The organism is Streptomyces sp. NPDC046197 (genome assembly GCF_040646295.1).
Classification (GTDB): Bacteria; Actinomycetota; Actinomycetes; order Streptomycetales; family Streptomycetaceae; genus Streptomyces.
Genome location: NZ_JBEYZY010000034.1, coordinates 23,868 through 37,038, shown reverse-complemented (window position 1 = coordinate 37,038; position 13,171 = coordinate 23,868). Strand labels below are relative to the sequence as shown.

Annotated in this window: 12 protein-coding genes and 1 pseudogene; 7 read left to right on the top strand and 6 right to left on the bottom strand. The window is 70.5% G+C overall.

Annotated features, from left to right (window positions below; translation table 11 throughout):
• Positions 1–24 precede the first annotated feature (24 nt).
• The 4 genes from AB0A61_RS33020 (at position 25) to AB0A61_RS33005 (ending at position 4,047) form a co-directional block, all read left to right on the top strand.
• Positions 25–738: a GntR family transcriptional regulator gene (locus AB0A61_RS33020; protein WP_361300617.1), complete on the top strand. Its 714-nt coding sequence runs from the start codon at positions 25–27 to the stop codon at positions 736–738.
• A 1-nt stretch (position 739) separates the two neighbouring features.
• Positions 740–1,579 carry a sterol desaturase family protein gene (locus AB0A61_RS33015; RefSeq protein ID WP_361300614.1) on the top strand — a complete coding sequence of 280 codons (840 nt, stop codon included), beginning with the start codon at positions 740–742 and terminating at the stop codon, positions 1,577–1,579.
• Between the two features lie 117 nt (positions 1,580–1,696).
• The gene (locus AB0A61_RS33010) at positions 1,697–3,115 is read left to right on the top strand and encodes an MFS transporter (protein WP_361300611.1); all 1,419 of its coding nucleotides are present in this window, start codon (positions 1,697–1,699) and stop codon (positions 3,113–3,115) included.
• A gap of 728 nt (positions 3,116–3,843) precedes the next feature.
• Complete coding sequence (locus tag AB0A61_RS33005; protein WP_361300608.1) at positions 3,844–4,047, top strand: cold-shock protein; 204 nt, start codon at positions 3,844–3,846, stop codon at positions 4,045–4,047.
• A gap of 742 nt (positions 4,048–4,789) precedes the next feature.
• Here the strand turns inward: AB0A61_RS33005 and AB0A61_RS33000 are convergent.
• Both AB0A61_RS33000 and AB0A61_RS32995 read right to left on the bottom strand, forming a co-directional pair.
• Positions 4,790–4,984 (bottom strand): antitoxin, encoded by a 195-nt coding sequence (locus AB0A61_RS33000; RefSeq protein ID WP_361300605.1) that lies wholly within the window; start codon positions 4,982–4,984, stop codon positions 4,790–4,792.
• Between the two features lie 170 nt (positions 4,985–5,154).
• Positions 5,155–5,763, bottom strand: coding sequence for a TetR family transcriptional regulator (locus AB0A61_RS32995; RefSeq protein WP_361300602.1), 609 nt, complete (start codon positions 5,761–5,763; stop codon positions 5,155–5,157).
• Between the two features lie 122 nt (positions 5,764–5,885).
• Here AB0A61_RS32995 and AB0A61_RS32990 point away from each other — a divergent pair, with 122 nt between their 5' ends.
• The gene (locus AB0A61_RS32990; RefSeq protein WP_361300599.1) at positions 5,886–6,677 is read left to right on the top strand and encodes an SDR family NAD(P)-dependent oxidoreductase; all 792 of its coding nucleotides are present in this window, start codon (positions 5,886–5,888) and stop codon (positions 6,675–6,677) included.
• 52 nt (positions 6,678–6,729) lie between these two features.
• Here the strand turns inward: AB0A61_RS32990 and mgrA are convergent, their stop codons facing one another.
• The gene (gene mgrA / locus AB0A61_RS32985; protein ID WP_361300596.1) at positions 6,730–7,773 is read right to left on the bottom strand and encodes an L-glyceraldehyde 3-phosphate reductase; all 1,044 of its coding nucleotides are present in this window, start codon (positions 7,771–7,773) and stop codon (positions 6,730–6,732) included.
• A 389-nt stretch (positions 7,774–8,162) separates the two neighbouring features.
• On the opposite strand from mgrA, the gene AB0A61_RS32980 reads away from it, so the two are divergent.
• Positions 8,163–9,263: a GNAT family N-acetyltransferase gene (locus tag AB0A61_RS32980; protein WP_361300593.1), complete on the top strand. Its 1,101-nt coding sequence runs from the start codon at positions 8,163–8,165 to the stop codon at positions 9,261–9,263.
• A gap of 144 nt (positions 9,264–9,407) precedes the next feature.
• Here AB0A61_RS32980 and AB0A61_RS32975 read toward each other — a convergent pair whose 3' ends face one another.
• Both AB0A61_RS32975 and AB0A61_RS32970 read right to left on the bottom strand, forming a co-directional pair.
• The gene (locus tag AB0A61_RS32975; RefSeq protein WP_361300590.1) at positions 9,408–11,162 is read right to left on the bottom strand and encodes an ABC transporter ATP-binding protein; all 1,755 of its coding nucleotides are present in this window, start codon (positions 11,160–11,162) and stop codon (positions 9,408–9,410) included.
• Positions 11,163–11,270: 108 nt separating this feature from the next.
• On the bottom strand, positions 11,271–11,393 hold the full coding sequence (locus tag AB0A61_RS32970; RefSeq protein ID WP_361300587.1) for a hypothetical protein: 123 nt from the start codon (positions 11,391–11,393) through the stop codon (positions 11,271–11,273).
• A 210-nt stretch (positions 11,394–11,603) separates the two neighbouring features.
• Here AB0A61_RS32970 and AB0A61_RS32965 point away from each other — a divergent pair.
• Positions 11,604–12,232, top strand: a pseudogene (locus tag AB0A61_RS32965) (hypothetical protein); the annotation flags it as partial.
• A gap of 35 nt (positions 12,233–12,267) precedes the next feature.
• Here AB0A61_RS32965 and AB0A61_RS32960 read toward each other — a convergent pair.
• Positions 12,268–13,161: an MBL fold metallo-hydrolase gene (locus AB0A61_RS32960; protein WP_361300584.1), complete on the bottom strand. Its 894-nt coding sequence runs from the start codon at positions 13,159–13,161 to the stop codon at positions 12,268–12,270.
• Between the last annotated feature and the right edge of the window lie 10 nt (positions 13,162–13,171).

The following is a 13,171-nucleotide window of genomic DNA, read 5'->3' as shown; positions in this document are numbered from 1 at the left end:
CCGTGCCGGAGCACCCTGTGCGCCATGGCAGAGCAGCGCATTCGGCGTACGGCCGTCTCGGACCAGCTCTTCTCGGTGCTGAGGGACCGCATTCTGAGCGGAGTCCTGGCCGACGGCACGGCCCTGAAGGCGGAGCGGGAACTGGCCGCGGAGTTCGGGGTGAACCGGCACGCCGTACGAGAGGCCGTCAAGCGGCTTCAGCAGGCCCGGCTGGTCGAGGTGAGCCATGGCGGCCGCACCATGGTGCTGGACTGGCGGCGCACCGCCGGACTGGATCTGGCAGTGCACATCCCCGACCCGGACAGGCCGTTGGGCTCCCACGACCTGCGGCGTGACGCGCTGGAGATGCGGGCCTGCATCGGCGCGGACGCGGCCCGGCTCTGCGCGGCCCGCCGACCGGATAACGCGGCGCAAGCCATTGTTGCGGCAGCCGCCCGCTATGCGGAGATCGGCGCCGACCTCGCCGCGCTCGGTGCGGCGGACATCGCGTGGTGGCGGCTGATCGTCGAGGGCTCCGGCAACCTGGCCTATCTGCTGGCGTTCAACAGTCTCGTGGGCGGCACGCTCGGCGTGGGCGAGGTCCCGACCGACCGGCGCGCGGAGGAACTGCTCGACGTGGGAGCCCACTTGAGGCTCGCGGAACTGATCGCCGCACGGGACGGGGAGGCCGCCGAGCGGCTGGCCCGCCGACTGCTCTCCCGCAGCGTTCCCGCCGTGTCGCAGAGGGGGACGGTCTGACATGATCCCCGCCATCGTGTACGCGATACCGTTCTTCGTCCTGCTGGTCGTCGTGGAGGCGCTCTCGTACCGCTTCCGCCCCGATGACGACGAGCTCGGCTACGAACTGCGCGACGCGCTCACCAGCATGTCCATGGGGGCGGGCAGCCAGGTGATCGGCCTGCCGTGGAGGGTGTTCGCCGTCCTGGCCTACGCCGCCCTCTACAGCCTGGCCCCCTGGCAGCTGTCCGCCTCGTCGGGGTGGACATGGGTGGTGTTGTTCTTCGCCGACGACCTGGCGTACTACGCCTTTCACCGCGCGCACCACCGCGTCCGCGTGCTGTGGGCCGGCCATGTGGTGCACCACTCCAGCATCCGCTTCAACCTGTCCACCGCGCTCCGCCAGAGCTGGACGCCCATGACGACCCTTCCCTTCTGGCTGCCCCTGGCCGTGCTGGGACTGCCGCCGTGGATGATCCTGCTGCAGCAGTCGATCAGCCTCGTCTACCAGTTCTTCCTGCACACCGAGCGGGTCGACAAGCTGTGGCGACCCATCGAGTGGGTCTTCAACACCCCTTCTCACCATCGCGTGCACCACGGCTCCAACAACGTCTACCTGGACCGCAACTACGGCGGCATCCTCATCGTGTGGGACCGTATCTTCCGCACCTTCGAACCGGAGGGCGAGCGGGTGGTGTACGGCCTGACGAAGAACATCGACACCCACAACCCGGTGCGGGTCGCCTTCCACGAGTACGCCGCGGCCTGGCAAGACGTCCGCGAGGCGCCACGCTGGCGCGACAAGGCGGGCCACCTCTTCGGCCCGCCCGGATGGTCGCCGGAGGCGAGGGCCGAGACGTGACGGGCCGCGACCGGAGGCCTCGACCCGTCTGACGTGGCGCACTTCCGTACTGCGGCCCGCATGTCACTTATGGTGGCTTCTGCGCAGGGCTTCCGTGCACGGAATGGAGTCGGGTACGTGGCGTTCGCGGAATCGGCCGGTGGCGGTGAGCCCGTCACCCCTCGCGAGTCGGCCCCGGAGTCCGGCCGGCGTTCCCCGGCACCGCTGCTGGCGGTGTGCGCCGGGTACTTCATGGTGATCCTGGATGTGACGATCATCAATGTGGCCGTGCCGGTGGTGGGACGGGACCTGTCGGCATCGCTCACCGGAATCCAGTGGATCACGGACGGATACACCCTGGTCTTCGCCGGTTTCCTGATGACCGGCGGCGCGCTGGGCGACCGGCTGGGCAACCGCCGGGTCTTCTGCTGGGGCGTGGTGGTCTTCACCGCGGCCTCGGCCGCATGCGCCTTCGCACCGAGCGCCCCCTTCCTGGTCGCGGCCCGGCTGGTCGAGGGGCTCGGCGCGGCGTTCATCGTTCCCGGTTCCCTGGCCCTGCTCCAGCAGGCCTACCCGGCGCCGGCCGCGCGCTCGCGGGCCTTCGGCCTGTGGGGCTCGATGGCGGGCATCGCGGCCTCCGCCGGGCCGCTGCTGGGCGGGCTGCTGGTCTCCACGGTGGGCTGGCGCTGGGTCTTCCTCATCAACCTGCCCGTCGGCGCGGCGTGCCTGGCGCTCACGCTACGGCACGTGGCGCCCTCGCCCCGGCATACCGCACGGGCCGTGGACTGGCCGGCGCAGTGCGCGGTCGTGGCGGCGGTGGCCCTGCTCACCGCCGCGCTGAACGAGGCCGGACGGCGTGGCTGGTCCGATCCCGCTGTGCTCGCCGGAATCGGCCTGGCCGCCCTGGCCGCCGTGGCCTTCGCCGTGCGCGAGTGGCTGGCGCGGTCTCCCGCCCTTCCGCTGCGCCTGCTGCGCTCACGCGCGATGAGCGGCGGAGCCGTGATCGGCCTGCTGTTCAACTTCGGCTTCTACGGCATGGTGTTCACCGCCAGCCTGGACTTCCAGCACCAGCGCGGCTTCAGCGCCCTGGCCACCGGCGCCGCACTGTTCCCGGCGGTGGCGATGACCATGTTCGCCTCCGTCCTGTCCGGCCGGCTCTCCCGCCGCACCGGCGACCGTCCACTGGTGGTCTTCGGCATGCTCCTGGCCGCCTCGGGGCTGGCGGGCTGGGCCGCGGCGGGGGCCGATCCCGCCTACCCGCTGCTGGTGGCTCCCATGATGGCCGCGGGGTTCGGCACCTCCTTCGCCCTCACCGGCTCCACCGCCACCGTGATGGGCGCCGCACCCCCCACGTACCCGGGGGTCGCCTCCGCCCTGTTCAACACCACCCGCCAGATCGGCAGCGCCACCGGGGTCGCGCTCGGCGGGAGTCTGCTCGCCACCGGCGGCGACTACGGTGCCGGGCTGCGCATCAGCATGGCCATCGGCGCGCTCGCCTACCTCACGGCCGCGTGCCTGGCGTGGCTCTGCGTGCCGCCGAAGCCCGAACAGCCGTAGGAGCGTGGTACCCGTGGACGGGGAGACCGGCGGTCGTGTCCACCTGAGACGGTGACGGACGACGCGGTCTCGGAATGGGACGGCATCACGGCGAGTCGCGCCAAGGGCGGGCGCCCGGGTGCCCGATGTGACACCGTGGACGCAGCCCCGGTCCGTCACTCCCCCCGTGGTGACGGACCGGGCCTGTCTGTGTCTCGGGTCGGCGGCCCGGGGGAGCGTGGCCGGCCGCCAGGAAGGGCGGTCAGGGCGGCGAACACGGCGCCGGCCCGCGCGTCGGCGTTCGGCACGAGTGCCAGGTCTGCGGCGTCGGCCGCAGAAAACGGGCGATCTCGCCGCGCGCGGCGGCGCCGGGCGGGCAGCTCCGGGAACCGGACGACCGGGGCCCGGTCCGTCTCGGCCCGCAGTTCGTTCTGCCGCTGCTGCGCGATCAAGGGCACGGCCCCGAAGGATCCGTGCTTGAGGCCGGAGCTTGTGGGCATTCCGAGGCGCTCGGAGTCCATCCGCCCGGCAGGCTTGATCGTCGCATCGGTTGGACGATGGACGACCGGATTCGCACAGACGGATCACGCCTCACCAGCCCAATGGAGGGCAAGCTCGTACGAGGGCGTGTCGCCGCGCGGAGTAGGCAGGGCGAAGCGGGGTACAACGGCTGCTGGCTCTTGTGGTCGCAGGAGCCGGAGCGCGCCCGGCAGACGGGCTGCTCCCGGCATGAATGAAGGAACAACGGTATGGCCAGCGGAACCGTGAAGTGGTTCAACGCCGAAAAGGGCTACGGCTTCATCGCACAGGACAACGGGGGGCCGGACGTCTTCGCTCACTACTCCGAGATCAAGGGCAACGGGTTCCGTGAGCTCACCGAGGGCGAGCACGTGACGTTCGACATCGGGCAGGGACAGAAAGGCCCGCAGGCACAGAACATCGTCCGGGGCTGACCCATGGTGAGGAGTGAGGCTCCTTGTCCCGAGCCGGGACGGAGGACGGCCTGAGAGACCGGGGCTGACGGCAATCGCGCGCGACCGGCAGGCAGCGGCACGCTGCCCGCCGGGTGCAGCCACGCCGTCGGCCCGCCCGGGGCCTGGGGCTCGCGTCTGGATGAGGGCGCCCTACCGGGCCCGCCCGGCGACCACCGTCGCCGCTGCCGACGAGCCCACCATGGAACGCACTCGCCGGCCCTTCTCCGTCCTGCCGCCCCGTGAGGCCGCCGAGCGCCCGGAGCGTCCGCCCGCCGCGCACCGGCCCGGACCGACCCACGATCGCCCGGCCGCGGTGGCCGTGCACCCTGGCCCAGGCCTGGGCTGACAACCCGGCATCCACCGCGGGCGGAGCGCTGAGTCACGAACCACGAACAGGGAATCAACTCCGCCGAGAACCTGTCGGGCCATCCGCCGAGTCAGGCCACGGGGCAATGGGCCGGTGAGAAGAGCGCCTACGACGCCGATCCCAACCACGACACCAACGGTGAGGGGTACAAGAAGAGGTAGGGCCGCTGCTACAACATGATCGACAGCAGGTGGCGCAAGATCGGCCGCGGCGCGAAGAGCGGCGTTCCCATGGCCGGTGGCGGGTGGATCACGGTGTGCCGGTACGGGAGCCGACACCATCCGGAACGGCTCGCCGGCCGGCCGCCGACTGCTCGGGGCGGCCGACCGGCCATGGTGGCGACGAAGCCCGGATCTACTGCGGCGGCTGGTCCCGGTCCCGGTCCATCCCGCCGAGCTGGTCCTTCAGCTTGTCCTGGGCTGTGTCGACCTGGCCGCGGTACTTGTCCTGGGTCCGCTCGTCGACGTAGTCACCGCCCTTGTCGATGCCCTTGCTCGCCGCGTCCTCATGGCCCTTCAGCAGGCCCTTGAGCTTGTCCAGCATGCTCATGTGCGCGTCCTCCCTGTTTGGTCCGTTCCACTCCAGGATGGACAGTGGCCCTGCGAGACGCATCCGCTGGGCAGGCGGGCAGGCGCGGCCCGCAGCCGGGGCCGCCGGGCCCGCCGGGCCCGCTTTCGGCTGCGGCGGTGCCGCACGACCCTCTGTGCCGCACGACGTCTCTAGCGCCGGGACGGGGCAGGGGGCTGTGGTGTGGCGGAGCGGACCTCGGCCGCGTGTGCGAGCAGCAGCAGGGCGTCCACCAGGTCGTGGGCCGCGCTGCCCGTCGCCAGGCGCCGGAGTTGAAGACCCATCACCACGGCGACCGTGGTGGCCGCCAGTCGTTCGGCGTCCGGGATCCCGAGCGAGGTGAGGATCTGAGCGGCGAGCCGGTCGTAGGCGTCGAAGGCCTCCGACGCGGCGTTGCGGAGGCGGTCGTCGCGCCCGGCCTGGACGTAGAGCTCGAAAGGGGCGATGTGCGCGCTGTCGTAGGCCGCCCCGCACGCCACCTGGCCGGCCAGGGACGCCGCGGCCTGGATGTCCATGCCGTCGTTGGTGCACTGGTCCGCCAGCCGTGTGAAGTGGCGTGTCTCCTCACGCACGAAGTGCAGCAGACTTTCCCGGAGCAGTTCGTGCTGGGTCGCGAAGTGGTAGGTGACCGATCCCAGTGAGAGGCCCGCTTCCTTCGCGATCCGCCGGTTGGTGACCGCGGCGACTCCGTCTTCTCCGATGATGCGCAGGACGGCGTCGATGATGCGCTGGCGAGTGGGTGCGGAACGGGCGTTGGACATGCCGCTCATTGTCCCACCGGAGCCCACCGGTGATCAGCGCGGCCCGGAGGGCGTCACTGCCGTGGACACGACGAAGCTTTCTCTCTATCGTTCGTTCGAACGAACGGAATCGGAGGGTAGCGATGCACGTAGCGGGAGCAACCGTTCTGCTGACCGGAGTCACCGGTGGCATCGGCGGAGCGTTGGCCGCCGAACTGTCCGCCCGCGGTGCGGACCTCGTGCTCACCGGCCGGCGCCGCGAGGCGTTGGAACCGCTCGCCGAACGCCACGGCGCCCGTACGATCCTGGCGGACCTCGCCGACGCCGACGATGTGCTGCGCCTGGCCGAAGAAGCCTCCGGTACGGACATCCTCATCGCGAACGCGGCTCTTCCCTCCAGCGGCGACGTGCTGGAGTACACGCCGGCCCAGCTCGACCGGGCGCTCGCGGTCAACCTGCGCGCCCCCGCGACGCTGGCGCGCCTGCTCGCTCCGCAGATGGTGGCGGCCGGGCGCGGTCACGTCTGCTTCGTCGGGTCGTTGTCGGGGATGGCGGCCACCAAGTGGTCCTCCGTCTACACGGCGACGAAGTTCGGGCTGCGCGGATTCGCGCTGTCCTTCCGCCAGGACCTGCACGGAACCGGCGTGGGAGTCTCGATCGTTCAGCCCGGCTTCGTGCGTGGGGCGGGGATGTTCGCCGACACGGGCTCGTCGACGCCCGGCGGCGTGCGTACGGTCTCTCCGCACCAGGTCGTCAGCGGGGTGTTGCGGGCGATCCAGCGGGATGTCGCGGAGATCAACGTCGCCCCGGTCGAGCTGAGGATCCTCACGAAGATCGCCTCGCAGTTCCCGGGCTTCGCCGAGCGGGTGCAGCGGCTGGCACGAACGGAGCAGACGATGCAGCAGATCGTGGCGGCGCAGCGGTCGAGCCGCTGAGCTGCCCGCCCCGCGGCGCGCAGGGGCGGGGTCCGCACGGTCTTGGCGGACGTCAGCCCAGGTTGCCGGTGCGGGCGGCCCGCCACAGGTCGACGCCGCCGTCGGTGGCGTACTTGTCGATCTCGGCCAGTTCTTCGGCGCTGAAGGCGAGGTTGTCCAGCGCGGCGACGTTCTGCTCCAACTGCCCGACCCGGGAGGCACCGATGACCAGCGAGGTCACGCGCTCGTCCCGCAGGGCCCAGGCGAGGGCCATCTGGGCCAGGGTCTGCCCGCGGCGCGCCGCGATCTCGTTCAGGGCCCGCAGCCTGTGCAGCATGTCGTCGGACAGCCACGTGGTGTCGAACGACGTACCCTGTGCGGCCCGCGAGTCCTGGGGGATGCCGTCGAGGTAGCGTCCGGTCAGCAGCCCCTGGGCGAGGGCCGTGAAGCCGATGACCCCGAAACCCTCCTCCCGGGCGACGTCGAGCAGGCCCTCGTTCTCGATCCAGCGGTTGACCATGCTGTACGACGGCTGGTGGATGAGGAGCGGAGTGCCGAGGTCACGGAGGATGGCGGCGGCCTCACGGGTCCGCTCGGCGTCGTAGGAGGAGATGCCGACGTACAGCGCCTTGCCCTGACGGACGGCGGTGTCGAGCGCACCCATCGTCTCCTCGAGCGGAGTGGTCGCGTCCAGGCGGTGGGAGTAGAAGATGTCCACGTAGTCCAGCCCCGTGCGCCGCAGCGACTGGTCGAGCGAGGCCAGCAGGTATTTGCGGGAGCCGCCGCCCTGGCCGTAGGGGCCGGGCCACATGTCCCAGCCCGCCTTGGTGGAGATCACCAGTTCGTCGCGGTAGGGCGCGAGGTCCTGCTTCATCAGCCGGCCGAAGTTGATCTCGGCGGACCCGTAGGGCGGGCCGTAGTTGTTCGCGAGGTCGTGGTGGGTGATGCCCAGGTCGAAGGCGCGCAGGGCGATCTCGCGCTGGGTCTCGAACGGGCGGTCGTCTCCGAAGTTGTGCCAGTAGCCGAGGGACAGGACGGGAAGGTCGAGCCCTGAGCGGCCGGTGCGCCGGTAGCGCATGGTGCCGTCGTAACGCTCAGGATCCGCGACGTAGCTCATCAGGTGATCTCCGGGTGGTGCAGTAATCGGTGCCCCAATGGGTGCAGGGGACGGGTTCCACACTGCGCGCGCGTGATCCTGAAGTCCAACTGTTCCGGTTCATCGGATTCAGCGACGCCGCTTCTCAATCCTGACCGCACAGGACGACGGCGGCCGTGTTCGCGGCACACCGTCCCGTGGGCGGGGGGCTTCCGAACCCGTTGCCGTGGGCACCCTTGACAGCGTGCGTGCTGTTTCGCGACGTTTGGTCCCTGGGGAGACGCCAGCAGCGCGTCATAGGGGGGAGCGGTCGTCCATGCGATCCATGAGCAGACATCAACGTGCCTTGCAAGCCCGTGCCACCACCGGCACGTCCCTCGCGGAGCCTGTGGAAGGGCGGTTGATGTGAGGTGGACATCACCATTCACAGACCCGACGAGCTGAGTGACTCGCTGCGCCGTGCCTGGCACCAGGCCATGGACGCGTCGCCCGAATACGCCAATCCCTTCCTGGCACCGGAGTTCGCGATCGGGATCGGCCGGTACCGCGGTGGCGCCCGGGTGGCGGTCCTGCGGGAGGACGGAGAGCCGGTCGGCTTCTTCCCGTACGAGCGCAACGCCCTCGGCGTGGGGAGGGCCATCGGTCTCGGCCTGTCCGACTGCCAGGCGCTCGTGCACCGCCCCGGGGTCTCCTGGAAGGCCCGGGACCTGCTGCGGGCCTGCGGGCTGTCGATTTTCGAGTTCGACCACCTCGTCCAGGAGCAGAAGCCGTTCGAGGGGCACATCACCGGGACGTTCGCCTCACCGGTGATCGACGTCAAGCCCGGCGACGGCGACTACCCGCAATGGCTGCGCAGCGCCTACCCGGGTCTGGCCAAGACGGTGCTGAAGAAGGAGCGCCGCATCGGGCGCGACACCGGCGAGGTGCGGTTCATCTTCGACGAACGCGATCCGCGGGCGCTGCGCACCCTGATGCGGTGGAAGTCCGCCCAGTACCGCCGGACGGGACGGATGGACCGGTTCTCGCGGCCGTGGATCGTCGACCTGGTGGACTACCTGTGCCACGTCCGGGAGGACCACTTCACCGGCGTGCTGTCCGTGCTGTACGCCGGCGACCGGCCGGTGGCCGCGCACTTCGGCCCGCGATCGAACACGGTGCTCGCGGCCTGGTTCACCGCGTACGACCCCGAGCTGCGCTACTACTCGCCCGGCTTGATCATGCACCTTCGGCTGGCCGAGGCCGCTGCCCGGCACGGGGTGACTCTGGTGGATCTGGGACGCGGCGACAAGGAGTACAAGGACTGGCTCAAGACCCGCGAGCTTCGTGTGGCCGAGGGGTTCGCGGCCCGTCCCCACCCGGTGGCCGCGGCGCACCGGCTGTGGCGCAGACCGGTGCGCGGACTGCGCAACACGGTCCTGGCCCATCCCCAGCTCCGGGAACCGGCCGACCGGCTGCTGAAGACGGTGGGCGCGCTGCGCACGTCGGGCGGAACGGGACGGGTCGCACGCTGAGCAATCCCGCCCCCAGCAATCCCGCCCCCCGCACCGCACACCCGCCACCGCCACCGCCACCGCCCCCGCGAGCGGCCCGGCTGGGGCGGCGGTGACCCGGCGGCGAGCGCCGTGCTGGAAGCGTCCGCGCTGCGGTGGGCGGGCTCAGGCGGCCTGTGCGGCCTGGAGCCGGTCTTCCGGGAGCGGGCCGGGCGGGGTGAGGGTGGCCGTGCCGTCGGTGAGGTGCAGGACGAGATCCGCCTGGGCGGCGAGGCGAAGGTCGTGGGTGATGAGGAACGTGGTGCGGTCGGCCGTGAGACGGCGCAGCGGCGTCATGAGCCGGGCGGTCGCGGCGTCGTCGAGACCGGTGGTGGGCTCGTCGAGGACGAGTACGGGCGCGGTGCGGAGCATGGCCCGGGCCAGGGCGATCCTGCGGCGCTGGCCGCCGGACAGGTGGCCGCCCCGCTTGCCGACGGGGGTGTCGTAGCCCTCGGGCAGGGCGCTGATGAAGTCGTGCGCGTCGGCCGCGTCGGCGGCGGTGAGCACCTCCTGGTCGGAGGCGCCCGGCCGGCCGTAGGTGATGTTGTCGCGGACGGTACCGTCGAAGAGCATGCTGTCCTGGGGCAGCAGGGTGATGTGCCGGCGCAGTTCGTCCACCGTGAGGTCGGCGATGTCCCGGCCGTCGAGCAGGATCCGGCCCCGATCGGGCTCGTGAAACCGCAACAGCAGCTTGCCGAGGGTGGACTTGCCGGAGCCGCTGGGGCCGGTGACCGCCACCAGCAGGCCGGGTGCGATGTGCAGGTGGACCCGGTGCAGCACCGGCCTGCCGCTGCCGGGGTAGGAGAAGCCGACGTCCTCGAAGGTGACCGCGCCGCGGACCGGCTCGGCGAGCGGCGAACCGCTGCCTGCGTCGCCCGGCCGCCGGTCGCTGCCGGATGCGGGCTCGGTCCGCAGCACCTCCAGGAGGCGTTCGCAGGAGGCGGTGGCCGAGGACGCGTTGACCAGGAGTTCGCCGAGTTCCTGCAGGCGTGGATGGAGGTATCCGAGGTAGGCGGCGAAGGAGAGCAGGCCGCCGACGCTGAGGTGGTGCTCGGAGATCTGCCAGGCCCCGGCGCCGATCACGGCCAGGACGCTGAGGGTCTCGATCAGCTCGCCCAGGGGCCCGTACAGCGCCGAGAGCCGGATCTGGCGCAGACCGGAGCGCATCCAGGTGCGCCCTTCGCGGTGGACCTTGCTGAGCTCCGCTTTCTGTCGCCCGTACGCCTGGACCAGCGACATGTTGGTCAGGTTCTCCTCCAGGACGGTGGCCAGCCGGCCGTTGCTGTCACGTTCCGCGCGGCTGGCGCTGCGCATCAGGGTGCCGAACACCCGGGCGACGACCCAGATCAGCGGCGCGGCGGCCAGGATGATCAGGGCCAGCTGCCAGCTGGTCCAGAAGGCGGCGACGGCGAAGACGAGGGCGCCGACCGAAGCGGTGATCAGCTCGACCGGGGCGGACGCCACCAGCGACTCCACGGCTTCGATGTCGCCGGTCATCCGGGAGACCAGGTCACCGGTGCCGTACCGGTCCAGGGCGTCCGGCGGCAGCTGCTGGACGTGCTGGAAGACCCGGTCGCGCAGGCCGAGCAAGAAGTGCTCACTGGTCCAGCCCGCGAGGTAACTGCCCGCGGCGGAGGCCAGCGCGCCAACGGCGGCGAGCACCAGCCAGGTGACGGCCGGCTCCCAGAAGGCGCCCAGGTCCCCGGGTGACAGCACGTCGTCGGTGAGCCGGCCGGCGAGGCCTATCGCGGCCGTGTCGCATCCTGCGGAGATCACCAGCAACACGGCGGAGGCCGTGACGACCGCCCGGTTGACGCTCACCAGCGGCCAGAAGGCCCGGAACGCGGCCAAGGGCGAGATACGGGCGTGGCGGATACTCATGGCGGGCCGATACTCCCTGGTCGGTGCCCAATTCGACGAAGCGCCGGGATTCGTCCGCAACGTTCGCTGCGGACGAATCCCGGCGCGATGCGACTGTCTGCCGGATTACTACTTGGCGCACTTCTTGTGCTTGCGATGGTGCTTCTTGTGCTGGTTCTTCGCCTGCTTTCCGGCGCAGCCGTTCTTCTTCTTCTTGGCCTTCTTGACCAGCATGATCTTGTCGAAGGACATGAGTGCTACACCTCTCTGAACGGGCTTTCGGATGGTGACCAGGAATACGGATGGGGAGTGCGCCCTGTTCAAAAAAGCCAAGGTTAATATCGGATCCATTTTCCTTACTGATTTCTCGCAATGGGCGCACACAAGCGTGTCGTGCTCCGGTGCGGTATTGGGTTTCGCCGACCAGGCCTTCCGGCGGGCTGACGGGTCTGCCGGGGAGGAATGGGTAGGTTTCGGGTGAGTCGGCAACTCCCGGGAGCCGATGTGAACCACTACGACCTAGGCAGCCACAGCCGGTGTGTGACGACGTCGTCCCCCGAGGCCCAGTCGTGGTTCGACCGCGGACTGATCTGGACCTATGCCTTCCACCACGAGGAGGCGGTCCGCTGTTTCGAAGCGGCTGCCGAGGCGGATCCCGGCTGCGCCATGGCCGACTGGGGCCTGGCCTATGCCCTGGGACCCAACTACAACAAGCCCTGGGACTTCTTCGACGACCAGGACCTGACGCGGGCGGTGGAGCGCACGCATGCCGCCGTGGAACGCGCGCACGCCAGGCCTCCGCCTCCCCGGTGGAGCGGGCTCTCATCGAGGCACTGCGCGCCCGCTACCCGCGAGCGGAGGCCAAGGACGCGGAGGACTGCTCGGTGTGGAACGTCGCCTACGCCGACAGCATGCGGGCCGTCCACCGGCTGGCGCCCGACGATCTCGACGTGACGACCTTGTACGCCGACGCCCTGATGAACCTCACGCCGTGGCAACTGTGGGACATCCGGACGGACCGACCGGCCGCGGGAGCGCGCACGCCGGAGGCCAGGACGCTGCTGGAGCGGGCGATCGCGACGGAGGCGGGCGCCCGGACAGCGCGGCCCCCTGGGTGCCGCCGGGTTCACTCGCGGTGGTGTGCGTCGACCGGGCACAGAATGAAGTCCGCGAAGGCCCGTCTGCCGGGCCGGTCACCGATCTCCGTGATGGCCGCACGCAGCGCGCGCAGGTGGCCGGTGGTCATCTGCAGCGGCGGCTCGTCGGGCTGGTAGGTGGTGCGGACCGGGTAGTCGACACCGGGCCGTCGCGTCATCTCGATGTGGCAGCCGAGTACGTGGGAGACCGTTCTGCGTTCGCAGAAGTCGATCAGGCGGTCAATTGTGCGGGCGAAGGCCGGCCAGTCCTCGATGTACAGCCGGCCGGGATAGACCGTGTCGCCGGTGAGCAGGAAACCGGTCCAGGGGTCGTAGAAGGTCACCGCAGCACTGTGGTGGCCCGGAGTGGCAAGGCAGTCCAGCACCCGGCCGCCCAGGTCGACTCGCGCTTCGGCGTCGGGGTTCGCATCGAATCCGAAGTACTTCCAGGCGGTGGCCGGATCGGCGTCCACCACCGTGGTGCCGGGCCGGTCGGTGAACTGCGCGTCGCCCGCGATGTGGTCCCCGTGCGGGTGCGTGTGCAGAACCAGCAGAGGGTATGCGTCTCGCGGATTCCGGGCGAGCCAGCCTTCGACCAGTTCATCGACCACCCGGCGCAACGGGAAGAACTCCGCGGACTCGGTGGCACCGGTGTCGATCAGCACCGCCCTGGCATTTCCGAACATCAGGAACAGGAACGGCGCCTCGTAGTCGACGGCCATGTTCTGCCGCAGGACGTAGGTGTGTTCGTCGTACGCATGGACCTGTACGTCAGGGTCGGTGTTGTGCTTGGCCGACGGTGAACCATGAATCCACCGAACGTCCAGTCCCCGTGGCCGGGGCACTCCACCGGCGAAATCGATCCACCGCTCGCCTGCGTCCACGACGTCTCCC